Consider the following 23,968-nt stretch of genomic DNA (forward strand, 5'->3'; position numbering starts at 1 on the left):
ACTGGGTTGATAGGCCAGATATGGAAGCGCCGTAAGGTGTGGAGTTGACTGGTACTAATAGGCCGAGGGCTTGTCCTCAGTTGCTCGCGTCCACTGTGTGGTTCCCGGGTTGCGAACAGTCGCACCGGTTGAACCAAGTTTCACTTCAATTAACTGAAGAGTGTGCTTGTTCGCTCGAACCCGATAGGGTTTCGGTGGTCATAGCGTTAGGGAAACGCCCGGTTACATTCCGAACCCGGAAGCTAAGCCTTTCAGCGCCGATGGTACTGCAGGGGGGACCCTGTGGGAGAGTAGGACGCCGCCGAACAATCTTTCAGGACCCTTGGTCCCAGCGTGCATGCTGGGACCAAGGGTCCTTTTTGTTTTTGCCGAAGCGCGCCGAAGTGGTCGGTGCGCGAGAATGAATGCAGTACCGAAGACAGGAGTCACGTCGATGTCCACCAACTCTTCCGACGATCGTTCGGAGCGCCGGCCGCAGCGGCGCGACGACGGCGACCGCGGTGGTTTCCGGCGTGATGACCGGGGGGACCGGGGCGCCCGTGGCGACAACCGTGGCGGCGACCGTGGTGGTTTCCGGCGTGATGACCGTCCGTCCGGTGGTGACCGGGGCGGGTACCGCGGCGGTGACCGTCGTGACGATCGTGGTGGCGACCGTGGGGGGTTCCGCAGGGATGACCGTCCGTCCGGTGGTGACCGGGGCGGGTACCGCGGGGGCGACGGTTCCGCAGGGACGACCGTCCGTCGGGCGGCGATCGCGGGGGCTTCCGCAGGGACGACCGTGGCGGTGACCGTCGTGACGATCGTGGTGGCGACCGTGGGGGGTTCCGCAGGGATGACCGTCCGTCCGGTGGTGACCGGGGCGGGTACCGCGGGGGCGACGTGACGATCGTGGTGGCGACCGTGGGGGCTTCCGCAGGGATGACCGTCCGTCCGGTGGTGACCGCGGCGGGTACCGCGGGGGCGACCGTCGTGATGACCGCGGTGGCGACCGTGGCGGGTTCCGCAGGGACGACCGTCCGTCGGGCGGCGACCGTGGGGGCTTCCGCAGGGATGACCGCGGTGGTGACCGTCGGGACGACCGTGGTGGATTCCGCCGTGATGACCGTCCGTCCGGTGGTGACCGGGGCGGGTACCGCGGCGGCGACCGTCGGGACGATCGCGGTGGCGACCGTGGCGGGTTCCGCAGGGACGACCGTCCGTCGGGCGGCGACCGTGGGGGCTTCCGCAGGGACGACCGTGGCGGTGACCGCCGGGATGACCGGGGTGGATTCCGCGGTGGCGACCGTGGTGGGTTCCGCAGGGACGACGAGCGTGGCGGGCGTCGGCCGTACGGCGGTGGCCGTGGGCGGGACGACCGTCGGGACGACCGGCGTGACGACCGTCGGGACCGGGAGCCGATCAAGCGGCTGCCGATTCCGGACGACGTCACCGGTGACGAGATCGACAAGGACGTGCGGCAGGAGCTGCTGAGCCTGCCGAAGACGCTCGCCGAAGACGTCGCCAAGAACCTGGTGATGGTCGCCAAGCTGCTGGACGAGGAGCCGGAGAAGGCGTACGGGTACTCGCGGGTGGCGCTGCGGCTGGCGTCGCGGGTCGCCGCGGTGCGGGAGGCCGCGGGCTTCGCCGCGTACGCGGTCGGCAAGTACAGCGAGGCGCTGGGCGAGTTCCGGGCGGCGCGGCGGATGACCGGCGGCGTGGAGCTGTGGCCGGTGATGGCCGACTGCGAGCGCGGCATGGGCCGGCCGGAGAAGGCGCTGGCGATGGCCGGCGAGCCCGAGGTGCAGAAGCTGGACCGGGCCGGGCAGGTCGAGATGCGGCTGGTCGCGGCGGGTGCCCGTCGGGACATGGGGCAGGCGGACGCCGCGGTGGTGACGCTGCAGAGCCCCGAGCTGGCGTCCAGCGCCGTCCACCCGTGGACCGCGCGGCTGCGGTACGCGTACGCGGACGCGCTGCTGGAGGTCGGGCGTGCGGACGAGGCGCGTGACTGGTTCGCCCGGGCGCTGGAGGCCGACCAGGGCGGTACGACGGATGCGTCGGACCGGCTCGCGGAGCTGGACGGCGTCGAGTTCACCGATGTGCTGGAGGAGTCCGACGAGCCGGAGGAGAACGGCGACGCGGACGACGCGGACGGCGGTGAGCGGCCCGAGAAGGGCTGACGCGCGCTGAGCGAACGGTGAAGGGCGGGACCCCGTGCGGGGTCCCGCCCTTCGGCGTTTGTGGGGGTGGGTCAGGCGGTCGGTGCGTAGGGGGCGATGGGGTTCTGGAGGGTGCCGATGAGCTGGAGGGCGCCCGCGGGGTCCTGGAGGTCGACCATCTGCTGGTTGTTGCGCAGCTGGAGGCGGTTGAGGCAGGAGAGCGCGAACTCGTCGGTGAACATGTCGTACCGGGCGAACTTGTCGGCGAGCTGCGGGTTCGACTTCTGGTAGTCGGTGACGCAGGCGGCGACCGTGCGCCAGAAGGTGTCCTCGTCGAGGATGCCGCGGTCGGCGAGGGTGCCGGACAGGAAGCGGAAGAAGCAGTCGAAGACGTCGGTGAAGACGGACAGCAGCTTCTTGTCCTCGGGGACGTCGGCGCGGATGCGGGCGACGGCCGGCGGCAGGACCGCGTCCGGGTCCATGACCGCGATCTCCTCCGCGATGTCCTTGAAGATGACGCGGTCCACGGCGCCGTCCTGGAGGACCAGGATGGCGTTCTCGCCGTGCGGCATGAAGACCAGGTCGTAGGCGTAGAAGGCGTGCAGGACGGGGGTGAGGTAGCCGTCGAGGTAGCGGCGGAGCCAGACGGCCGGGTCGAGGCCGGATTCCTCGATCAGGGCGGCGGCGAAGGAGCCGCCGTCGCGGTCGGTGTGGAGCAGCGAGGCCATGGTGGCCAGGCGCCGGCCCGGTTCCAGGGTGGGGACGGGGCTTTCGCGCCAGAGGGCGGCCAGCATCTTGAGGTAGGGGGAGCCCTTTTCGGTGGCGGCCTCGTACTGGCGGTGGTGGTAGCCGATGGCGGCGCGCTCGCGGATGATCGAGAAGCGGGCGGCGCGGAAGGTGTCGTCGGCGTCGATCAGGCGGGCGAGCCAGTCGTTGATGGCCGGGGTGGCCTCCATGTACGAGGCGGACAGGCCGCGCATGAAGCCCATGTTGAGGACCGAGAGCGCCGTTTTGACGTAGTGCTTGGCGGGGTCGGTGGTGTTGAAGAAGGTGCGGATGGACTGCTGGGCGAGGTAGTCGTCGTCGCCGGGGCCCAGGCACACCAGGCGCTGCCGGGCGACCTCGGCGGCGAAGGTGACGGAGAGCTTGTTCCACCACTGCCAGGGGTGGACGGGGAAGAGGTAGTAGTCGTCGGGGGCGAGGCCGAGGCCGGTGAGGGTGGCGGCGAAGCGGGCGCGGGTGGCGTCGCCGAGCTCCTCGCGTATGAGGGTGTCGTAGTCGAGGCCGGCGCCGGCGGTGAAGGTGGCGTGGTCGCGGCGGGCGGCGAGCCAGATCAGCTTCAGGGGGCTGGCGGTCTCGGGCGCGTAGGCGTGGTACTCGTGGATGCCGAAGCCGAGGCGGCCGTTGTTGGCGACGAAGCAGGGGTGGCCCTCGGTCATGCCGGTCTCGACGGCCTGGAAGTCCGACGCGGCCAGCTCGGCGGCGGTGGGGGCCGGTCCGGCGAGTTTGTAGGCGGTGCCGGAGAGGGTGGAGCTGATCTCCTCCAGATAGACGGGGAGGATGCCGGCGGTCAGGCCCAGGGATTCGCGGAGTTCGATGAAGAACTCCAGTGCGTCCAGGGGGAGTTCGGCCTGGTCGCGGTGGCGGGTGAGGCTGTCGGGGTCGACCTGCCAGTGGTCGAGGGCCTGTCTGCGGGCGGTGAAGCGGTACTCGGTGGCGCCGTCGTCGCTGCGCACCACGTAGTGGCCGTCCTGCGGCAGGCGGGCGGGGGCGAGCAGCCGCTCATGGGCGAACTCGGCGAGGGCCTTGCGGATGAGCAGGCGGTTGGCGCGGGCCCACAGTTCGGGGGTGAGGTGGGCGACGGCGTCCTGGGCGGTGGGCCGGGTGGCGGCGGCGGTCATCGGTGGTCTCCTCGGGTGGCCAGGAACTGGTCGCGGGTGCAGGTGCTGAGGTGTGCCTCTTTGGAGGGGAGCGAGACGGTGCGCTGGACCTCGAAGCCGACGGCCTTGTTGAGGGCGTGGACGCCGGTGTTGCGGGCGTCCGGTTCGACGACGACGCGGTGGTTGGCCGGGTCGGCGAAGAGCATCTCCATGACGGTGGTGATCACCGCGCGGGTGAAGCCGTGTACGGGGGTGCCGGTGGGGGCGCACAGGAAGTGCATGCCGACGTCGCCGGGCTCGGCGGTGTGGATGCCGACCAGCTCGCGGTGGGCCGGGTCGTAGCGTTCCATCAGGAAGGCGGGGGTGCCGTTGTGCAGGCCGAGGAAGGCGTCGTGGAAGGGGTCGGCGGCGATCCGCGCGAACTCCTTCTCCACGGCGGCCAGGTCGCAGTCCTGCATCAGCCAGAAGACCGCTTTGGGGTGGGTGACCCAGGAGTGCAGGAGCGCGGCGTCCGCCGCGGGGTCCACCGGGCGGAGGGCGAACTCGCCCAGCGCGGGGTCGGTGCGGGTGAAGACGGGGGCGGTCATGCGGATATCTCCATGGGGTGGTGCGGGCCGGCCGGGGCGGCGAACTCCTGGAAGGCGATGGCCTTCTCGACCGGGTAGTACTCGCGGCCGAGCAGCTCGCGGATGATGCAGGAGTTGCGGTAGGCGGCCATGCCGAGGTCGGGGGTGACGAAGCCGTGGGTGTGCAGCTCGGCGTTCTGCACGTAGATGCCGTGGCCGGTGGTGTCGATGCTGTAGTTGCGGGCCACGTCGTAGCGGCCGGCGTCGTCCCAGGCGATGCGGTCGCGGACCGGCTCCAGGAAGTCCGGTACGCGGTAGCGGTAGCCGGTGGCGAGGATCAGGCCCTGGGTGTCCAGGGAGAAGTCGGTGCCCTGTTCCTCCTGGCGCAGGCCGAGGGTGTAGGTGCCGCTGGTCTCGTCGTAACGCGCCGTGTGCAGGGCGGTGTTGGTGAGGAGGCGGGTGGGCACGGGGCCGGCGAGGTTCTTCTGGTAGAGCAGATCGAAGATGTCGTTGATCAGCTCGGAGTCGATGCCCTTGTAGAGGTGCTTCTGGGTGGCGTTGAGCCGGTCGCGGGTGGCCGGGGGGAGGGCGTGGAAGTAGTCCACGTACTCCGGTGAGGTCATCTCCAGCGTCAGCTTGGTGTATTCGAGCGGGAAGAAGCGCGGGGAGCGGGTCGCCCAGGTCAGGTGGTAGCCGTGGCTGTCGATGTCCTGGAGGAGGTCGAAGTAGACCTCCGCGGCGCTCTGGCCGCTGCCGATGAGGGTGAGGGAGTCCTTGGCCTGGAGGGTGGCCTTGGCGTCCAGGTAGTCGGCGTTGTGCAGCAGGTCGCCGCCCAGGCCGCGGCAGGCGTCGGGGAGGTGCGGCGGGGTGCCGGTGCCCAGGACGAGCTTGCGGGTGCGGAAGGTGTGGCGGTCGCCGGTGGGGAGGTGCTCGGCGTGGACGACGTACACCTCGTCGCGCTCGTCGTACTCGACGGTGGTGACCTGGTGGGCGAAGCGGACGGAGTCGAGTTTGCCGGCCGCCCAGCGGCAGTAGTCGTTGAACTCGGCGCGCAGCGGATAGAAGTTCTCGCGGATGTAGAACGGGTAGAGCCGCCCGGATTCCTTGAGGTAGTTGAGGAAGGAGAACGGGGAGGTGGGGTCGGCGAGGGTGACCAGGTCTGCCATGAAGGGCACCTGGAGGTGGCTGCTCTCCAGCATCATGCCGGGGTGCCAGTCGAAGGACGCCTTGTTGTCCAGGAACAGGCCGTCGAGGCCGTCGATCGGCTCGGTCAGGCAGGCCAGACCCAGGTTGAACGGGCCCAGGCCGATGGCGATGAAGTCGTAAGGGGCGGACACAGGGGTCTCCGGGGTTCGGCTCAGGGGACGGGGAGGGGCGCGCTCGCGGACGCCGGTGCGGCGCGGGCGGCGGGCTGCGCGCGCGGGGTCAGTGCGCGCTGAGCGCCGGGCGGGGCTGCGCGGCGAGGAAGGTGCCGGCGTGCTCGGCGATCAGGTCGAGGACGGTGGCGATGTCCTCCAGCGTGGTCTCCGGGTTGAGCAGGGTGAACTTGAGGTAGTGGCGGCCGTCGACCTTGGTGCCCGCGACGATCGCGTCGCCGGAGGCGAACAGCGCCTCCCGGGCGTGCAGGTTGACCCGGTCGGCGAGCTCGGGGTCCGCGTCGCCGGCGGGGACGTAGCGGAAGACCAGGGTGCTCAGGCTGGGCTCGACGACGACGTCGAAGCGGGGGTCGTCGTGGAGGAGTTTCCAGGCGTCCGCGGCGCGGTCGATGACCTCGTCGAAGAGTTCGCCGACGGCGCGGGCGCCCATGATGCGCAGGGTGAGCCAGAGCTTGAGGGCGTCGAAGCGCCGGGTGGTCTGGATCGACTTGTCGACCTGGTTGGGGATGCGCTGCTCGGCCATCCGGCGCGGGTTGAGGTAGTCGGCGTGGTAGGTCACGTGCCGCAGGGTGGTCCGGTCGCGGACCAGGAAGGCGCTCGAACTGACCGGCTGGAAGAAGGACTTGTGGTAGTCGACGGTCACCGAGTCGGCGCGCTCGATGCCGTCGAGCAGGTGGCGTCGGCGGGAGACCAGCAGGCCGCAGCCGTAGGCGGCGTCGACGTGCATCCAGGCGCCGTACCGCGCGCACAGCTCGGCGGTCTCGGGCAGCGGGTCGATGGAGCCGAAGTCGGTGGTGCCGGCGGTGGCGACGACGGCCATGGGTATCAGGCCGTCGCGCCGGCAGCGGGCCAGTTCGTCGGCCAGGGCGTCGGCGCTCATCCGCTTGTGCTCGTCGGCTGACACGGTGATCACGGCCTCGGCGCCCATGCCGAGGAGGGTGGCGGCCTTGCGGATGCTGAAGTGGCTGCACTCGGAGGTGAGGATGCGCAGCCGGGGCAGCACGTCGGTGAGCCGGGCGTCGGAGGGGGTGCCCTCGCGGGTGAGTTCGCGGCGGCACGCCTCGTCCCGGGCGAGCAGCATGGCCTGGAGGTTGGACTGGCTGCCGCCGCTGGTGAAGATGCCGTCGGCGGATGCACCGAGGCCGATCCGGCCGGCCGTCCAGTCGATCAGCCGGCGCTCGATGAGGGTGCCGCCGGCGCTCTGGTCCCAGGTGTCCAGGGAGGAGTTGACGGCGGAGAGCACGGCCTCGCCGACGAGTGCGGGGATCACCACCGGGCAGTTGAGGTGCGCGAGGTAGCGCGGGTGGTGGAAGTAGACGGCGTCGCGGAGGTAGACCTCTTCGAGTTCGTCGAGCGCGGCGGCCGCGTCGTGCAGCGGTGCGTCGAGGTCGACGGCGTCGACGGTGGGGGTGAGGCCGTCGACGGAGATGCCGGTGAACGGGCGGGTGGTACCGGCGATTTTGGCGCTGACGCGGCTGACGCTCTCGGTGAGCGCGCGGTGGTAGCGCTGGGCCGTGCTGTTGTTGAGCAGATATGTCCGGCTGTCGGCCGGGTCCTCGGCGGCGTGCGCGAGGAGAGTCATGAAGGTGTCCTCCCTGGTGCGGACTTGACCACGTCCTGCGCAGGGTGAAATGTGCGCAGAGGCAGGGAGACCCGCCCGCATGACGTAGTGAGGTAAGCCTAACCTAACTATCGCCCTGAGGGTGAGAGTGGGGTGCCGTTCGGCGGCACCCCGGTTCAGTTGTCGTCGTCCAGGGTGCGCAGGACGAGGCCGGTGGCCGGCTTGGGGCCGAAGGACGTGGACTTGCGCGGCATCGTCACGCCCAGCTCGGCGAGTTGACGGACCGTCTCCTCCGACGTGGCGCGCATCAGCACCGCCGTCCCGCCGTGTCGGGCGGCCTGCTCCACGGCGGCCTCGGCGTGGTGCAGATAGCTGATGTCGGACGGGTGGTCAGGGATGTGCCAGACCTCGTCGAGCAGGACGGAATGCAGCACGGTGGCGTCCAGCCGGCGCCACTCCTCGGGGCGGTCCCGGCGGATCGTGCGGTCCAGCAGCCCGGGCTCGGGACGGTCCAGGAGGTGGAAGGTCTCCGGGCCGCCGGCGAGGACGAAGGCCGTACCGGGCGTCTCGTCCAGCGTCTCCAGGGCGGCGGACAGCCCCCCTTGGAGCGTACGGGCGCGGAAGGCGCCGGCCAGGTCCGCCAGTGCCTTGGCGGTCGGCAGGTGCGGCAGGACCCGGTGGATCGCCCGGACCTGGAGCGGGTAGCGGGCGGTGTCGACGAGCAGCACCAGGCCGGAGGCCCACGGCGAGGCGGCGGTGGCGCCGGGCTGCTGCTCGTACAGCCGCCGGTAGGTTGCCCAGCGGTGGTGGCCGTCGGCGATCAGGGCCTGCCGGCGGGAGAGGTCGTGGTTCACGGCCGCGAGGTCGCCGGGGTCGGTGACCGCCCACAGGCGGTGGGTGACGCCGTCCTCCGTGGTGGTGGCCAGCAGCGGGGGGCTCGCCACGGTGCGTTCGATGACCGTGGTCGCGCCGTTCCCGCCACGGTAGGAGAGCAGCAACGGCTCGAAGTTTGCGGCCGCCGCGCGCATCAGGGCCGCCCGGTCCTCGACGACCTCGGGGATCACGTCCTCGTGCGGCAGCACCGGCCCGTCCAGGCACAGCGCGCCGATCAGCCCCCGCTGCAGCACGGCGCCGACGCGCTGCTCGTAGACGTACAGCGCGGGCTCGGGGTCCTGGGTCAGCACGCCCTCGGCGCGCCAGTGGCGCAGGGTGTCGGCGGCCTGCCGGTGGCGGGTGGCGGGATCAGCGGCGTGCGGCAGGATCAGCCGGACGATGTTGTACGGATCGGCGGTCTCCAGATGGCGCACGCCCTCCGGCCGGACCACCACGTCGTACGGCGGTGAGGTCACGGCGGTCAGGCTGCCGACCCGTTCCGGGGCGTAGCGCAGTCCGCGGAACGGGAGGAGGCGGAGGCCCTCGGCACTGGTCATTGAAGAATGCTATGCCGCCGGGCCGATGAGGGAAGATCGGGGGACAGCCGGAGGTTGGCTGGAAATATCGGTAGGCGCGAGGTGGCGGCCGGGGAGCCCCGGCGGCACGGCGTGTGCGCCCCTGTGGTGTGCGCCGGAGCCTTCGTGCGACACAGGGACGCGAGGAGCGAGACGGCATGAACGAGCAGGTGCGCAGTCGGCCCGACGGGTGCCGGCGCCCGCTGAGCGAGGCGTACGACACGGCGCTGCTGGATCTGGACGGGGTCGTCTACGCCGGCGGGCAGGCCATCGCGCACGCCGTGGAGTCGCTGACCGCCGTCCGCGACGGCGGGATGCACCTGGCGTACGTCACGAACAACGCGGCCCGCACCCCGCAGGCCGTCGCCGACCAGCTGACCGGATTCGGGCTGCCGACCGGTGCGGACGACGTGATCACCTCGGCGCAGGCGGTGGCCCGGCTGATCGCCGAGCAGGTGCCGGCGGGCGCGCGGGTGCTGGCCGTCGGGGGTGAGGGGCTGGTGGTGGCGCTGCGTGAGCGGGGTCTGGAACCGGTCTTCTCCGCGGACGACGAACCGGCGGCCGTGGTGCAGGGCTTCGACCCGACGCTGGACTGGGAGCGGCTGGCCGAGGCCGCGTACGCGGTGCAGCGCGGGGTGCCGTGGTTCGCGTCCAACACCGATCTGACCATCCCCAAGGAGCGCGGGATCGCTCCCGGCAACGGGGCGCTGGTGGAGGTGGTGCGGACCGCCGCGGGCGGGACGCCGCAGGTGGCCGGCAAGCCGCTGCCGCCGATGCACCGCGAGACGGTGCTGCGCACCGGCGCCCGGCGGCCGCTGGTGATCGGTGACCGGCTCGACACGGACATCGAGGGCGCCTGCAACGGCGGGGTCGACTCGCTGCTGGTGCTCACCGGCGTCACCTCGCCCGCCGCGCTGCTCGCCGCCCCGCCGCAGCACCGCCCGGCGTACGTGGACGCCGATCTGCGCGGGCTGCTCGCGCCCCAGCCGGAGGTGACCGCGGACGACGGCGGTTTCCGGTGCGGCGGCTGGCGGGCCGAGGCGGCCGGGGACGCCCTCGTCGTGGACGGCGAGGGCGCGCCGCTGGACGGGCTGCGGGCGCTGTGCGCGGCGGCCTGGACGGCGGCGGGCACCGGCAGTTGCCGCGCGGACGCGGGGAAGGCGCTGGCGCGCCTCGGGATGTGAGGAGGGACCGGGGCCCCAGGCCGTACGGGGCCCCGGCGCGGGGGACCGCGGTGCGGTGCGGCGGTGGACGGCTCAGTCCTCGGCGGCCGCCGCCGCGCCGGCCGTCAGCTCCGCGAGCAGGTCCTCCTCGCAGGCGCCGCGGCGCCAGTAGCCGGTGAACTTCACCGCCCGGCGGTCGAATCCGCGCTCGCCGACCAGGTGCCGGCGCACCGCCTTGACGGTCCCGGCCTCCCCGGCGATCCAGGCGTAGGGCGTGCCCTCCGGCAGCTCGGCGGCGCGCACCGCGTCGAGCACCGGGGTGCGGTGTGCCGCGTCCGCCCCGTCCCGGACCAGCCAGGTGATGTCGGCGTCGGCGAAGGTCGGCAGCTGCTGGCGGTCGCCCTCGTGACCGGTCTCGATCCAGACCTTGGCCCGGGTGCCGGGGGAGAGCCAGGCCAGGATGCCGGCGATGGCGGGCAGCGCCGTCTCGTCACCGGTGATCAGGATCCAGTCGGTGCCGGGCGGCGGGCGGAAGTCGACGCCGCCGTTGTCCTCGACGGCCGGGGCGAGGACGGTCAGCCGGTCGCCGGGACGGGCCTGCGCCGCCCAGCGGGAGGCGGGCCCGCCGGTCGTCACGGCGGCCCCCGGCTCGGCGCCGTGCAGCGCGAAGTCCACGTCGAACTCGCCGAGGTGCGGGCGCTGTTCGCGGATCGTGTACGAGCGCATCACCGCGCGCTCGGCCGGGTCCTGGGCCCGCCAGGTGGTGTACCAGCCGTCGCCGGTGTCGTGGAAGACCGGCCGGTCCTGGTGGGGCTGCGGGAGGAACAGCTTGAACCGCTGGTCACGACCGCCGGACGCCAGCTCCGCCAGCCGTTCGCCGCCGAAGGTGACCCGCAGCATGGAGGGGCCGAGCCGTCGGGAGCGTACGACGTGCACATCGAAGAAGCGGAACGGTGCGGTGGCGGGGGCGGCGGTCGTGGTCATGCGGAGAACCTCCCGAGGCGGTGGTGGGGTCGGGGAGCCGCGGTGGGAGGCGTGGGCCCGCCCTCCGCCGCGGCCGTTGTGGCGTGTGTCAGTTGACCTTCTTGGCCGTCTCGACGGCCTTGGCCAGCGACTCCAGGAGCGGTGCGGCGCCCGCGTAGGAGAAGCGCGGCTCGCTCGACCAGGGGGTGATCTGGCCGGCCTTGACGGCGGGCAGCTTCGCCCAGGAGGGCTTGGCGGCCAGGTCCTTGGGCTGGAGGGTGGCGGTCCGGTTGTCCAGCAGGAGCACGTCGGCCTTGTACTTGTCGGCGTTCTCCCAGCTCAGGCTCTCGAAGTAGCCGCCCTTGTCCAGGTGGTCGGGGACGATCAGGTCGACGCCGAGCGACTTGTAGTACATGAGGTCGGCGTTGATGCCGGGGTTGGAGGCGTAGAAGAGGTCGGGGCTGCCGGAGCAGGCGAGCACCTTGACGGGGTGGGACTTGGCGGCCTTGCGCAGTGCCTCGGACGCCTTCTCGAAGCGGGCCTTGGCGTCGGTGACCTTCTTGGCCTTGAGGTCGGCGCCGAGTGCCTGCGCCAGCTCGGCGTAGCGCTCGATGATCCTGGCGAGCGGGACCCGGGAGGACGTGATCGCGACGGACTTGGCCAGTGCCGTGATCTTGTCCTTGCTGTCGTCCGGGACGAACCACAGGGCGCCCGGCTCGTACATGTTGGTGACGAGCAGGTCGGGGCGCAGCGCCGCGTACTTCTCCACGTTGAACTGGTTGTAGGCGTTGCCGATGACGGTGACCTTGTCGACGTCGAGGTCACCGGCCTGCGGGTCGGGCTTGCCGTTCTTGAGCTTGGTGGGGCCGAAGACGCCGACGATCTGGTCGTCGATGCCGAAGTCGTGCAGGGCGGCCGCGGTGCCCGTGAAGGCGACGATGCGCTGCGGGGTGCTCTTGAGGGAGACCTTCTCCTTGCGGTCGTCGGTGAAGGACCACGGGCCGCCCTTGGCACCGCCGTTGGCGCCTGCCGAGCCCTTGTCCCCACCGCACGCGGCGAGCAGTGCGCCGATGCCGAGGGCGCCGCCGGCGGCCAGGATGCCGCGACGGGAGGGGGATACGCTTCGGGAGGTGCTCATGGTGGATGCGCTTCTCTCTGGGAGGAGGGCCTGCGGTCGAATGTGAGGGTAGGCTAACCTAACCAACGTGTTGGTTGACAGTCCCCCCGAAGCAACAACTGCCCCGGCCCCTGCGGCACCCCGACGGCGGCACGTCCTGCGCTCCGCCGGACTGGTCGCCTCCGTGGCCGCACTGGCCGTCATCGCCGTCCTCGGCATCGCCGTCGGCGCCAAACAGATCCCCCTCGACCAGGTGTGGCACGGGGTGTTCCACTACTCCGGCAACGACACCGACGTGGTCGTCCACGACGTGCGCGTCCCCCGCACCCTGCTCGGGCTGCTCGCCGGCGCCGCGCTGGGACTGGCCGGCACGGTCATGCAGGCGCTGACCCGAAATCCCCTGGCCGACCCCGGAGTTCTCGGCATCAACGCCGGCGCCTCCGCCGCGGTGGTCTCCGCCATCAGCTTCTTCGGCGTCACCTCGCTGACCGGATACGTCTGGTTCGCGTTCGCCGGCGCCGCGGTCGTCTCCGTCGCGGTGTACGTCCTCGGCGGCACCCGCAGCGCCACCCCCGTGCGGCTCGCGCTGGCCGGCACCGCGCTGACCGCCGTCCTCGTCGGCTACATCAACGCGGTCAACCTGATGGACACCGCCGCGCTGGACAAGATGCGCTTCTGGACGGTCGGTTCGCTGGCCACCGCCACCATGCCGACGGTCGACCGGATCGCTCCGTTCCTGACCGTCGGCGGCGTCCTCGCGCTGCTGATCGCCCGTCCGCTGAACGCCATCGCGCTCGGCGACGACCAGGCGCGGGCCCTGGGCGCGCGGCTGACCCGCACCCGGGTGCTGGCCATGGTCGCCGTCACCCTGCTGTGCGGCGGGGCGACCGCCGCCTGCGGCCCGATCGTCTACGTCGGCCTGATGGTCCCGCACGTCGTACGGGCCGTCACCGGGCCCGACATGCGCTGGATCCTGCCGTACTCGGCGGTGCTCTCGCCGGTCCTGCTGCTCGGCGCGGACATCCTCGGCCGGATCGTGGCCCGGCCCGGCGAACTCCAGGTCGGCATCGTCACGGCCGTCGTCGGCGGCCCGGTCTTCATTCATCTCGTACGGCGTCGGAGGATGGCCCAGCTGTGAGTGAGCGGAACGAGCGCACCAACCAGAGGTACCTGGCGAGCGCATGCGAGGCGTCGGCATGAGGACGACCGTGAAGCCCGGGCAGGGCACGAAGCAGGCCGGGGCGCTGCGCACCCGAGGCGGACTCTCGCTGCGCCTGGACCGGCGCGCCGTCGTCGTCGGACTGGTGCTGCTGGCGCTCGCGCTGGCCGCCGGTGTCGCGCTGATCGGCTCCGGCGACTACCCGCTGACCCCGGCCGAGGTGCTCGCCACACTGACCGGCGGCGGCGACGCCGGACAGACCTTCATCGTGCAGGACCTGCGGCTGCCGCGGGTGCTGGTGGGGCTGCTGGTCGGCGCCGCGTTCGGCACCGCCGGAGCGGTCTTCCAGACCGTCTCCCGCAACCCGTTGGGCAGCCCGGACGTCCTCGGCTTCGCCCAGGGCTCGTCCGTCGGCGCGCTGGTCGCCATCGTCTACTTCCAGGCCGGGACCGTCGCGGTCGCCGCCGGGGCGGTCGTCGGCGGCCTGGCCACCGGCCTCGCCATCTTCCTGCTCGCCTGGCAGCGCGGCATCCACGGCTACCGCTTCGTACTCGTCGGCATCGGCGCCAGTGCGATGCTCTACGCGATGGTGCTCTACCTCATGACGAAGGCGAACATCGTCGAGGCGACCCGGGCCACCACCTGGATGACCGGCTCCCTCAACGGCCGCGACTGGGACCAGGTCTGGCCGCTGGCCGCGGTCTGCGCCGTCTGCCTGCCGCTGGTGCTGCTGAACGGGCGGCCGCTGCGCATGCTGGAGATGGGCGACGACGCCGCGTACGCGCTCGGCGTACGGGTCGACCGGGTGCGCGTGCTCGTCCTGCTGGCCGCGGTCGTGCTGGTCGCCGCCGCCACCGCGGCGGCCGGACCGATCTCCTTCGTCGCGCTCACCGCACCCCAGCTGGCCCGCCGGCTCACCCGCTCACCCGGCCCCAACCTGCTGCCCGCCGCCCTCATGGGGGCGCTCCTGCTGGTGGCCGCCGACTGGGCCTCGCAGCGGCTCTTCGGTGCCGACCAGCTGCCGGTGGGCGTCCTCACCGGCGTGCTCGGCGGCGGCTATCTGCTGTGGCTGCTGGCCACCGAGCGGAAGGCGGGCCGGGTATGACGGCGGCCCGCCGATGAACGGCGCGCCGCGGCGTCCGGCCGCCCGGCACCGGCCGGACCACACCGGCACCACCACAACCCCAGGAGTCCTTGAAGTGAGCCGTCTCACGGCCGAGAACGTCACCCTCGCCTACGACCAGCGGGTCATCGCCGAGAACCTCTCGGTCGCCGTCCCCGACCACTCCTTCACCGTCATCGTCGGCCCGAACGCCTGCGGCAAGTCGACGCTGCTGCGGGCCCTCTCGCGGATGCTCAAGCCGGCCGCCGGCTCGGTACTGCTGGACGGTGCCGCGATCTCCTCGCTGCCGGCCAAGAAGGTCGCCAGGACGCTGGGGCTGCTGCCGCAGTCCTCGATCGCCCCGGACGGCATCACCGTCGCCGACCTGGTGGCGCGCGGCCGCTATCCGCACCAGGGGCTGCTGCGGCAGTGGTCGGCCGACGACGAGCGGATCGTGCAGGAGTCGATGGCGGCGACCGGCGTCGGCGAGCTGGCCGACCGCTACGTCGACGAACTCTCCGGCGGCCAGCGGCAGCGGGTGTGGATCGCGATGGCGCTCGCCCAGCAGACCCCGCTGTTCCTCCTCGACGAACCGACGACATACCTGGACATCCAGCATCAGATCGAGGTGCTGGACCTGTGCGCGGACCTCCACGAGGAGCAGGGGCGCACGCTCGTCGCCGTGCTGCACGACCTCAACCACGCCGCCCGGTACGCCACCCACCTCATCGCCATGAAGGGCGGCGAGATCGTCGCGCAGGGCGCGCCCGGCGACATCGTCACGGCCGAGCTGGTGGAGCGGGTCTTCGGCCTGAAATGCCAGGTCATCGACGATCCGGAGACCGGGACGCCGCTCGTGGTGCCGGCCGCCCGGGCGCCGCGCGGCAGCCGGCGGCCGGCGGAGCGGACGGCCACCGCGGCGACCTGAGGCGTGGGGGAGCGGGCGGCTACAGCAGCGACCGGAGCCGCAGCAGGTCGCGCAGCCCGGCCTCCAGCTTGACCCGGCCGCCGCCCCAGGCCCGGGCGAAGTTCAGCTGCCCGTCGACCAGCGCGATCAGATCGTCGCCCGTCATCGTCAGCCGGATCTCGGCCTTGTGCGGCGGCGGCCCGGGGACCGAGGTCACCTCACGGAGGGTGCCCCCGGCCAGCCGCCCGAGGAACGTCACGTCGAGGTCCGTGATCCGGCAGCTGAGCGAACGGTCGAGGGCGGCGGCGCCGCGGGCCTCACCGTCGGCCGAGGACAGATTCTGGGCCAGCCGGTCGAGCGCGGCGCGGCACTGTTCGAGGGTTGCCATCGTGAGCGACGATACGCCAGGTCGCGGGCGGCTCGTTCGCGCCCGGTGCCGCCCGCCGGGGTAGCGTCGGGGACATGGAAGAGCCGACGTCCGGACCGGAGCCGGAGACCCCCGCGGAGCCCGGGCCCGGGCCCGCCGACGACCCGCGGTCCGCGGAGCGGGCCGGGCCCGACGAGCCGCGGCCGCTCGGGGTCGGGACGACGCCCACCGGACAGGCCGCGGTCGACGCCCGGCTGCGGCGCCTGGCCGATGCCGACCACCTCCCGTCGAGCGGCCACCTCCAGGTGTACGAGGATGTGCACCGGGGGCTGCGCGATGTGCTGGCCGGTCTCGACCAGCACCCCGGGCCGCCCGCCCCGTCCCCGACCCCGCAGACGCACGACAACAGGAGCTGAACCACAGGTGGCAGGTGTGGCACGACGCCGACTCGACGCGGAGCTGGTGCGCCGCAAGCTGGCCCGTTCGCGCGAGCACGCGAGCCAGCTGATCGCCGCGGGCCGGGTGACCGTCGGCGGCGCGACCGCGACCAAGCCGGCCACCCAGGTGGAGACCAGCGCGGCCGTGGTCGTCCGCGCGGACGAGAGCGACCCCGACTACGTCTCGCGCGGCGGCCACAAGCTCGCCGGGGCGCTCGCCGCGTTCGTCCCGCTCGGCCTGAAGGTCGAGGGCCGGCGGGCGCTGGACGCGGGCGCCTCCACCGGCGGCTTCACCGACGTCCTGCTGCGCGCCGGCGCGCAGCACGTGGTCGCCGTCGACGTCGGCTACGGGCAGCTCGCCTGGTCGCTGCAGAGCGACGAGCGGGTCACCGTGAAGGACCGCACCAACGTCCGCGAGTTGACGCTCGACCAGATCGACGGGCAGCCCGTCGACCTCGTCGTCGGCGACCTCTCCTTCATCCCGCTGGGCCTCGTGCTGCCCGCGCTGGCCGGCTGCACGGCCCCGGACGCGGACCTCGTCCTGATGGTCAAGCCGCAGTTCGAGGTCGGCAAGGAGCGGCTCGGCAGCGGCGGAGTGGTGCGCAGCGCGGCGCTGCGCGCCGAGGCGGTGCGCGCCGTCGCGAGCCGGGCGGCCGAACTGGGACTTGGCGTACTTGGAGTAGTTGCCAGTCCGCTGCCTGGACCTTCCGGGAATGTCGAGTACTTTCTGTGGCTGCGCGCCGGGGCGCCTGCACTCGACCCGGCGGATGTCGACCGTGCAGTGGCGGAGGGGCCTCGTTGACCACTAACCAGGCAGTTGAAGGCAGCGCAGCACACGAGAACACCGGTGCCGCGCGGACGGTTTTCCTGCTCGCACACACCGGCCGCCCCGCGGCCATCCGCAGCGCCGAACTCGTCGTCCAGGGCCTGCTGCGCAGCGGGATCGGGGTGCGGGTGCTGGCGGAGGAGGCCGCGGACCTTCCGCTGCCGTCGTCGGTCGAGCGCGTCGCGACCGAGCCGTGCGCCGCCGAGGGCTGCGAACTGCTCGTCGTCCTGGGCGGGGACGGCACGCTGCTGCGGGGCGCGGAGTTCGCCAGGACGTCCGGCGTCCCCATGCTCGGCGTCAACCTCGGCCGGGTCGGCTTCCTCGCCGAGGCCGAACGCGACGACCTCGACAAGGTGGTCGACCGCGTCGTCACCCGCGCCTACGAGGTCGAGGAGCGGATGACGCTGGACGTCCTCGTCCGCACCAACGGCAACGTCGTGCACACCGACTGGGCCCTCAACGAGGCGTCGGTGGAGAAGGCGGCGCGGGAGCGGCTGCTGGAGGTCGTCACCGAGGTCGACGGCCGGCCGGTCTCGCGCTTCGGCGGCGACGGCGTGGTCTGCGCGACGCCGACCGGGTCCACCGCGTACGCCTTCTCGGCCGGCGGCCCGGTCGTCTGGCCCGAGGTCGAGGCCCTGCTGATGGTCCCGATCAGCGCCCACGCCCTGTTCGCGAAGCCGCTGGTCACCTCGCCGCGCTCGGTCCTCGCGGTCGAGGTCCAGCCCAGTACCCCGCACGGGGTGCTGTGGTGCGACGGCCGCCGCACCGTCGAGCTGCCCGCCGGCGCCCGCGTCGAGGTCCGCCGCGGTGCCGTACCCGTACGGCTCGCCCGGCTGCACCACGCCTCCTTCACGGACCGGCTGGTCGCCAAGTTCGCCCTCCCGGTGGCGGGGTGGCGCGGGGCGCCGCACTAGGGGCCGTCCGCACCTCAGCGGTCCTGATCCGCGGTCGCCGCGCCGCGGGTCAGCAGGTCACGGGCGCGGGTGAGCGCGGAGTCGCGCCGGCCGGAGAGCTCCTCGTCGGTGAAGACGGGGGTGGCGACGGCCGGGGAGATGCCGGTGCCGTCGAAGGTGCGGCCCTCGGAGGTCAGGAACTCCTCGTTGGGCAGCCCGAAGGACCAGCCGTTGGGGAGGGCGCGGCCCAGGACGTCGGAGAACACGCCCTGGGTGTTCTCCCCGATCCGCAGGGGCGCGGGGGAGCGGCCCATCAGCGCCTGGGTGAAGGTCTCGCCCGCGCTGATGGTCAGCCGGCCGGTGAGCACCGCCACCGGCCCGGTGTAGACGGCGCCCCGGTGGGGGCGGACCGGGGCCGGCTGCGGCGTGGTGAAGGCGGCGGGGTCGCGGGGGTCGTTCCGCGCCTGCTTGCGGTACGCGGTGTAGGGGCGGCCGGTGAGCCGGGAGGCGATGCGCAGACCGAGCGGGTCGGCGCCGCCGCCGTTGAGCCGTACGTCGATGATCAGGCCGCGCAGCTTCGCCGGGCCCCGGGTGCGCGCCGTGGTGAACACGGAGTCCAGGGCGCGGTCCAGCGCGGCGACGTCCCCGGCGTAGTCGTCCTTCGCCGTGTAGTGGGCGAACTGCGTGACACGGAGGTAGCCGAGGCGGCCGGGCAGGTCGGCGTACGTCAGCTTGCCCTGGGCCCAGTGCCGCTGGACGGTGCCGCCGCCCAGGTTGGCGGCTATCGCTTTGTCGATACGGGCGGTCGATTGCGGGGTGGGCAGGACCGTGCCGGGGCGCTTGCCCGCGAACCAGCGGTCGGGGCCGGCGACGACCCGGGTGTGCGCGTCGTGCAGCGGCTCGATCATCTCGCGGAGCACCGTGAAGAGTTCGGCGTCGGTCGTGCGGGCCGTGATGCGGGGGCGGTAGCGGTCGCGGACCGCCGCCCAGTCGGTCTGCTTCGCGCGGAAGAAGGGGTAGTTCTCGGCAAAGGTCTGCCAGAACACGTCGAAGACGGCCCGGGGGTCGCGGGACGGACGCCGCCCGCAGCGGTCCGGCAGGGCGGCGACGCGGTGCAGGGTCCGCCGGCCGACGTTGTCGTCGAAGGCGAGCCGGGCCCGGTCGGCGCCGTCCGGGCGCACCGTGACCGGGGCCGAGTCGGGCACCGTGAAGCGGCTCGCGCCGTGTGCGTCGGGGGCGCCGGCGCGGGTGCCCGTGACGGCCCCGGGCAGGCAGCTGACGGCGGTGGTCTCGTACGTCCGCAGGCTGCGGCCCTTGATAGTGACGAGGGTGCCGTAGCCGTCCATCCGCCAGACGCCCGCCAGTGAGCCGCCGGGGGCGCCCGCGGTCCGGGACGGGCCGGCGCAGGCGGTGGCGGCGGTGAGCGTGGTGGCGGCGGCCACCGCGGCGAGCAGCAGGCGCGCGGCGCGCGGGCGGCGGCGCCCGCGGCGGGCACCGGGGTCGTTCCTGAGGTCTGCTGCCGCAGGCTGTCGCGACGGCACCCGTCGCAGCGCCGCACGCGCCGAATCGGACATGAGCCCACCTTTCGCTTTGTTCGGTGCTCAGCCTGACGGCCGGGCGGGACCGGGCACCATGAGGACTTCCTCCGTCCTGAGGTGGGGTTTTCCGCAGTTCCGCGCGGGGGTGGGGAGCAGCCCGGGGCGGGGGAGTCGGGGGAGGCCGTCGCGGGGCGGGCCCCGGACCTCGTAAGGTCTTATCCGTGTTGGAGGAGATGCGGATCCGGTCCCTGGGCGTCATTGACGACGCCGTAGTCGAGCTGTCCCCGGGCTTCACGGCGGTGACCGGCGAGACCGGCGCGGGCAAGACCATGGTCGTCACCAGCCTCGGCCTGCTGCTCGGCGGGCGCGCCGACCCCGCCCTGGTACGGCTCGGCGCCAAATCGGCGGTCGTGGAGGGCAGGATCAGCGTCGGCCCGCAGACCCCCGCCGCGGTTCGGGCCGAGGAGGCCGGCGCCGAGCTGGACGACGGTGCCCTCCTGATCAGCCGTACGCTCTCCGCCGAGGGGCGGTCCCGCGCCCACGTGGGCGGCCGCTCCGTACCGGTCGGCCTGCTCGCCGAGCTGGCCGACGACCTGGTCGCCGTGCACGGCCAGACCGACCAGCAGGGGCTGCTGCGGCCGGCCCGCCAGCGCCAGGCCCTGGACCGCTACGCCGGGGACGCGGTCGCCGTCCCGCTCGCCAAGTACACCGCCGCCCACCGCCGGCTGCGCGCCGTCGCCGCCGAGCTGGAGGAGCTGACCACCCTGGCCCGCGAGCGCTCCCAGGAAGCGGATCTGCTGCGCTTCGGCCTGGACGAGATCGCGGCGGCCGAGCCGCAGCCCGGCGAGGACACCGAACTCGCCGCCGAGGCGGAGCGGCTCGGCCATGCCGAGGCGCTGGCCTCCGCCGCGACCGCCGCGCACGCCGCGCTGGCCGGCAACCCCGAGGACCCCGAGGGCGTCGAGGCCACCACCCTGGTCGCCGGTGCGCACCGCGCGCTGGAGGCCGTGCGCAGCCACGACCAGGATCTCGCCGCGCTCGCCGAGCGGCTCGGCGAGATCGGCATCCTGATGGCGGACGTGGCGGGCGAGCTGGCCAGTTACGCCGACGGCCTGGACGCCGACCCGCTGCGGCTCGCCGCCGTCGAGGAGCGTCGCGCCGCCCTGAACCACCTCACCCGCAAGTACGGCGCGGACATCGCGGCGGTTCTCGCGTGGTCCGAGCAGAGCGCCGCCCGGCTCGCCGAACTGGACGGTGACGACGACCGGATCGGCGAGCTGACCGCCGAACGCGACGCGCTGCGCGCCGAACTGGGCGACCTGGCGCAGACCCTCACCGACGCCCGTACGGCCTCCGCCGAGCGGTTCGCGGACGCGGTCACCGCGGAGCTCGCCGAACTCGCCATGCCGCACGCCCGGGTCACCGTCGAGATCCGCCAGACCGAGGTCCCCGAGGACGCCGACGGCATCGTGGTCGGCGGCCGCACCGTGGCCTACGGGCCGGCCGGCGCCGACGAGGTCGAACTCCTGCTGGCCCCGCACCCGGGCGCCCCGCCGCGGCCGATCGCCAAGGGGGCCTCCGGCGGTGAGCTCTCCCGGGTGATGCTCGCCGTCGAGGTGGTCTTCGCCGGCTCCGACCCCGTACCGACGTACCTCTTCGACGAGGTCGACGCGGGGGTCGGCGGCAAGGCGGCGGTCGAGGTCGGCCGCCGGCTGGCCAGGCTCGCCAAGTCGGCCCAGGTCGTGGTCGTCACGCACCTCCCGCAGGTCGCGGCGTTCGCCGACCGGCAGCTGCTGGTGGCGAAGACGAACGACGGCTCGGTCACCAGGAGCGGCGTCACCGTGCTGGAGGGCGAGGAGCGGGTCCGCGAACTCTCCCGGATGCTGGCCGGCCAGGAGGATTCCGAAACGGCGCGCGCGCACGCGGAAGAGCTGCTGGAGACGGCGCGCACCGGACGGTAGGGCGCGCGCCGGCGGCCTCGTACGCCGTGGCGAAGGCGTGGCGCCCCGCGGGCCACACGGGCCGGCGGCGCCGGCGGTAACGGGACGGGAGCCGGGCACGCAGGGTGCCGGGCGCGGGGAGGACGTGATGACGGTGGCAGGCGGCACGGTGCGGGGACGGATCACGGCACTGCTCGGGGCGGCAGCGGCGACCCGCGCCGTGTACCGGGCGCTGACGAAGCGGCCGCCGGGCGGTGCCGTCCTGTGGGAGCGCAAGAACCACGCGGGGCGGACGGTGCATCTGCACGCGGGACTCGCCACCGCCACCGGTACCGCGCTGGCCGCCGCCGGCGCCCCGGGCCTGCCCGCCCGGGCCCGCACCGCGACCGCGCTGGCCGTGCTGGCCGCCGGCGGCTGCGGGGCGTACGACGACGTCTTCGGAGCCGACGACGCCCGGCGCGGATTCCGGGCGCACCTGTCGGCGCTGCGGGACCGGGAGGTCACCAGCGGCGCGGTGAAGCTGTTCGGGATCGGCGCGGCCGGGCTGGCCGCGGGGTCCCTCCTCAAGGAGCACCCGGCCGACAAGGTGCTGGCCGGCGTGGTCATCGCCGGTTCGGCGCACCTGGTGAACCTCCTGGACGTCCGGCCCGGCCGGGCCGCGGGCGCCGTACTGGCCCTCGGGGCGCCGGGGTTGCTGCGCGGCGGACCGGCCGGAGCGCTGGCGGCCGCGCCCGTGGGGGCCGCGGCCGCCGTCGTCGGGGACGACCTGGGGGAGCGCACGATGCTCGGCGACGCCGGGGCGCACGCGCTGGGCGCGGCCCTCGGGCTGGCCGTCGTCACCGCCTACGGCCGCCGTGGTCTGGCCGCGCACGCCGCCGTCCTGATCGCCGCCGCGGCCGCCGGGGACCACGTCAGCCGGGCGGCGGCGCGGGACCGGCGGGACGGGCGGAACTGAGGGCCCCGGGGGGGCCGGAGCCGCGGCGGCCCGGAACCGTTGTCCACGGCCGGAGTCCTGGACGGCGGGCACCTGGCGGATGGCGCCCCGGGGAGCGGCGTGCGCGCCCCGCGTCCCGGTGGCGGGTGTGCTCCGGGGGCCGGGTCACCCGAAGGAACCGTTGGCTCGCGCGGGCGGATTGTCGCCCATGTGGGTGATCCGGTGAGCGCTGGGGTGAGACTTCCCACCGGAACGGCGGTCCGACGGTGCCGAATTGGCGTCGCCGGGCTGGCATCCTGGGCGCGTGCCCGGTTCCGGGTGTACTCGCCGTGTGCCGCCCGTCACCGGGTGGGACGGTGGTCGCCCGCACCGTGCGCCGCAGTGCCCCGCAGCGGCGGACCGCGCCGCGGTGTCCCGCAGTAGCGGACCGACCTCCCGGTACGGTCCGTCCCGCCCCCGACCCAGGAGCTCCGACCACGTGATCTGCACCCCGGCCTCGACGCACGGGCTGTCGCCGCTGCGCACGGTCCAGGTGCTGGGGCACGGCAGCGCCGGCAGCGCGGCACACGTCCGCTCGCTGGCCGAAGGGCTGGTCGCGCGCGGCGTACGGGTCACCGTCTGCGCCACCCCGGAGCTTGAGGAGATCTACGACTTCACCGGCGCCGGCGCCCGGTTCGTCCATGTTCCGCCGCGTACGGACCCGGCGAGCGTGGCCGTGCTGCGCAGCGCCTGCTGGGACGCCGACCTGGTCCACGCGCACGGCCTGCGGGCCGGTCTGCGCGCCTCGACGGCGTTGCGCGGACTGCGCTCCCCCCGGGGCGGGCGCCGGGTCCCCCTGGTGATGACCTGGCACACCAAGACGCACACCGAGGGCGCCCGGGCCGGACTGGTGCACCTGATGGAGCGGCGGGTGGCCCGGGCCGCCGCCGTCGTGCTGGGTGCCTGCTCCGATCTTGTGGACCGGGCACGGGAGCGGGGTGCCCGCGACGCGCGGCTCGCGCCCGTCGCGATTCCCCGGCCCCGGGCCGCCGGCCCGCCCTCCGGGACCGAGGACGACGACCGGGCGCGCCACAAGGAGCGGGCCGAGCTGGGCGCCGTGGACCGCCCGCTGCTGCTCGCGGTCGGCCGCCTCCACCCCGCCCAGGGCCACGACCTGCTGCTGGACGCGGCGCACGCCTGGTGCGCGCTCGATCCGCGGCCGCTGGTCGCCATCGCGGGGGAGGGCGAGCAACGGGCCGCGCTGCAGCGGCGGATCGACACCGAGCGGCTGCCGGTCCAGCTGCTCGGCCGACGCGACGACGTGCCCGAACTGCTCGCCGCCGCCGATCTGGTGGTGCTGCCCAGCAGATGGGAGGCGCGTTCGCTGATCGCCCAGGAGGCGCTGCGGGCCGGCGTACCGCTGGTTGCCACCGACACCGGAGGCACCCGCGAACTGGTCGGCCACGCCGCGGAACTGGTCCGCTACGGCGACGCCGCCGCCCTGGCCCGTGCCGTGCTCGGGCTGCTCGCCGATCCGGTACGCCGGGACGCGCTCGCCGAGGCGGGCCGTCGCCAGGCGGCCGGCTGGCCGACCGAGAACGAGACCGTGGCGCAAGTCCTCAGCGTTTACGACGAGTTGACGCGCCCCGTCGAGTCGGTCCCGCCGCTGTAGCCACC

20 protein-coding genes and 1 rRNA gene are annotated in these 23,968 nt (G+C 73.5%); 12 read left to right on the forward strand and 9 right to left on the reverse strand.

Translation table 11 applies throughout. The features are described from left to right. Positions 1-190 precede the first annotated feature (190 nt). Positions 191-307: ribosomal RNA gene (gene rrf / locus OO62_RS10955) — 5S ribosomal RNA — on the forward strand. Between the two features lie 1,090 nt (positions 308-1,397). Next, a complete protein-coding gene (locus OO62_RS40175; protein WP_206738515.1) occupies positions 1,398-2,156 on the forward strand; it encodes a tetratricopeptide repeat protein in 759 nt (252 codons plus the stop codon). A 71-nt stretch (positions 2,157-2,227) separates the two neighbouring features. Here OO62_RS40175 and OO62_RS10970 read toward each other — a convergent pair whose 3' ends face one another. The 5 genes from OO62_RS10970 to OO62_RS10990 all read right to left on the reverse strand — a co-directional run bounded on the left by OO62_RS10970 (position 2,228) and on the right by OO62_RS10990 (position 8,948). After that, positions 2,228-4,036 carry an IucA/IucC family protein gene (locus OO62_RS10970; protein WP_033267134.1) on the reverse strand — a complete coding sequence of 603 codons (1,809 nt, stop codon included), beginning with the start codon at positions 4,034-4,036 and terminating at the stop codon, positions 2,228-2,230. Next, positions 4,033-4,602, reverse strand: coding sequence for a GNAT family N-acetyltransferase (locus OO62_RS10975; protein WP_033267135.1), 570 nt, complete (start codon positions 4,600-4,602; stop codon positions 4,033-4,035). The genes OO62_RS10970 and OO62_RS10975 overlap by 4 nt, the downstream gene beginning before the upstream one ends. Beyond that, entirely contained in the window at positions 4,599-5,918 is a 1,320-nt protein-coding gene (locus tag OO62_RS10980; RefSeq protein WP_033267136.1) for a lysine N(6)-hydroxylase/L-ornithine N(5)-oxygenase family protein, read from the reverse strand. The genes OO62_RS10975 and OO62_RS10980 overlap by 4 nt, the downstream gene beginning before the upstream one ends. 88 nt (positions 5,919-6,006) lie before the next feature. Next, positions 6,007-7,539: a pyridoxal phosphate-dependent decarboxylase family protein gene (locus OO62_RS10985; protein ID WP_033267137.1), complete on the reverse strand. Its 1,533-nt coding sequence runs from the start codon at positions 7,537-7,539 to the stop codon at positions 6,007-6,009. 155 nt (positions 7,540-7,694) lie between these two features. Next, positions 7,695-8,948 carry a DUF1015 family protein gene (locus OO62_RS10990; protein WP_033267138.1) on the reverse strand — a complete coding sequence of 418 codons (1,254 nt, stop codon included), beginning with the start codon at positions 8,946-8,948 and terminating at the stop codon, positions 7,695-7,697. A gap of 176 nt (positions 8,949-9,124) precedes the next feature. Between OO62_RS10990 and OO62_RS10995 the strand changes: the two genes are divergently transcribed. Beyond that, positions 9,125-10,150, forward strand: coding sequence for an HAD-IIA family hydrolase (locus tag OO62_RS10995; RefSeq protein ID WP_033267139.1), 1,026 nt, complete (start codon positions 9,125-9,127; stop codon positions 10,148-10,150). 72 nt (positions 10,151-10,222) lie between these two features. Here the strand turns inward: OO62_RS10995 and OO62_RS11000 are convergent, their stop codons facing one another. Beyond that, entirely contained in the window at positions 10,223-11,113 is an 891-nt protein-coding gene (locus OO62_RS11000; protein WP_033267140.1) for a siderophore-interacting protein, read from the reverse strand. 88 nt (positions 11,114-11,201) lie between these two features. Continuing rightward, positions 11,202-12,230: an ABC transporter substrate-binding protein gene (locus OO62_RS11005; protein WP_033267141.1), complete on the reverse strand. Its 1,029-nt coding sequence runs from the start codon at positions 12,228-12,230 to the stop codon at positions 11,202-11,204. 67 nt (positions 12,231-12,297) lie between these two features. Here OO62_RS11005 and OO62_RS11010 point away from each other — a divergent pair, with 67 nt between their 5' ends. From OO62_RS11010 to OO62_RS11020, 3 genes are all read left to right on the forward strand, one after another. After that, the gene (locus OO62_RS11010) at positions 12,298-13,347 is read left to right on the forward strand and encodes a FecCD family ABC transporter permease (RefSeq protein ID WP_033267142.1); all 1,050 of its coding nucleotides are present in this window, start codon (positions 12,298-12,300) and stop codon (positions 13,345-13,347) included. A gap of 58 nt (positions 13,348-13,405) precedes the next feature. Then, the gene (locus tag OO62_RS11015) at positions 13,406-14,473 is read left to right on the forward strand and encodes a FecCD family ABC transporter permease (protein ID WP_033267270.1); all 1,068 of its coding nucleotides are present in this window, start codon (positions 13,406-13,408) and stop codon (positions 14,471-14,473) included. A 94-nt stretch (positions 14,474-14,567) separates the two neighbouring features. Beyond that, complete coding sequence (locus OO62_RS11020) at positions 14,568-15,398, forward strand: ABC transporter ATP-binding protein (protein WP_033267143.1); 831 nt, start codon at positions 14,568-14,570, stop codon at positions 15,396-15,398. A gap of 19 nt (positions 15,399-15,417) precedes the next feature. On the opposite strand, the gene OO62_RS11025 is transcribed toward OO62_RS11020, so the two are convergent. Next, positions 15,418-15,765, reverse strand: a complete 348-nt coding sequence (locus OO62_RS11025; RefSeq protein ID WP_033267144.1) for a sterol-binding protein — start codon at positions 15,763-15,765, stop codon at positions 15,418-15,420. 74 nt (positions 15,766-15,839) lie between these two features. Between OO62_RS11025 and OO62_RS11030 the strand changes: the two genes are divergently transcribed. The 3 genes from OO62_RS11030 to OO62_RS11040 are packed head-to-tail and all read left to right on the forward strand — an operon-like array spanning position 15,840 to position 17,921. After that, positions 15,840-16,160, forward strand: a complete 321-nt coding sequence (locus tag OO62_RS11030) for a hypothetical protein (RefSeq protein WP_033267145.1) — start codon at positions 15,840-15,842, stop codon at positions 16,158-16,160. A 7-nt stretch (positions 16,161-16,167) separates the two neighbouring features. After that, entirely contained in the window at positions 16,168-16,983 is an 816-nt protein-coding gene (locus OO62_RS11035; RefSeq protein WP_033267146.1) for a TlyA family RNA methyltransferase, read from the forward strand. Beyond that, on the forward strand, positions 16,980-17,921 hold the full coding sequence (locus tag OO62_RS11040; RefSeq protein WP_077192083.1) for an NAD kinase: 942 nt from the start codon (positions 16,980-16,982) through the stop codon (positions 17,919-17,921). The genes OO62_RS11035 and OO62_RS11040 overlap by 4 nt, the downstream gene beginning before the upstream one ends. 14 nt (positions 17,922-17,935) lie before the next feature. Here OO62_RS11040 and OO62_RS11045 read toward each other — a convergent pair whose 3' ends face one another. After that, a complete protein-coding gene (locus OO62_RS11045; RefSeq protein WP_078617113.1) occupies positions 17,936-19,474 on the reverse strand; it encodes a S41 family peptidase in 1,539 nt (512 codons plus the stop codon). Between the two features lie 197 nt (positions 19,475-19,671). Here OO62_RS11045 and recN point away from each other — a divergent pair, with 197 nt between their 5' ends. The 3 genes from recN to OO62_RS11060 all read left to right on the forward strand — a co-directional run bounded on the left by recN (position 19,672) and on the right by OO62_RS11060 (position 23,963). Next, entirely contained in the window at positions 19,672-21,399 is a 1,728-nt protein-coding gene (recN, locus tag OO62_RS11050) for a DNA repair protein RecN (RefSeq protein ID WP_033267147.1), read from the forward strand. Between the two features lie 127 nt (positions 21,400-21,526). Continuing rightward, complete coding sequence (locus OO62_RS11055) at positions 21,527-22,333, forward strand: hypothetical protein (RefSeq protein ID WP_033267148.1); 807 nt, start codon at positions 21,527-21,529, stop codon at positions 22,331-22,333. A 457-nt stretch (positions 22,334-22,790) separates the two neighbouring features. Then, positions 22,791-23,963, forward strand: coding sequence for a glycosyltransferase family 4 protein (locus OO62_RS11060; RefSeq protein ID WP_033267149.1), 1,173 nt, complete (start codon positions 22,791-22,793; stop codon positions 23,961-23,963). The last annotated feature ends 5 nt before the right edge of the window (positions 23,964-23,968 follow it).

The sequence above is a fragment of the Streptomyces lydicus genome (assembly GCF_000717345.1).
GTDB lineage: Bacteria > Actinomycetota > Actinomycetes > Streptomycetales > Streptomycetaceae > Streptomyces > Streptomyces lydicus.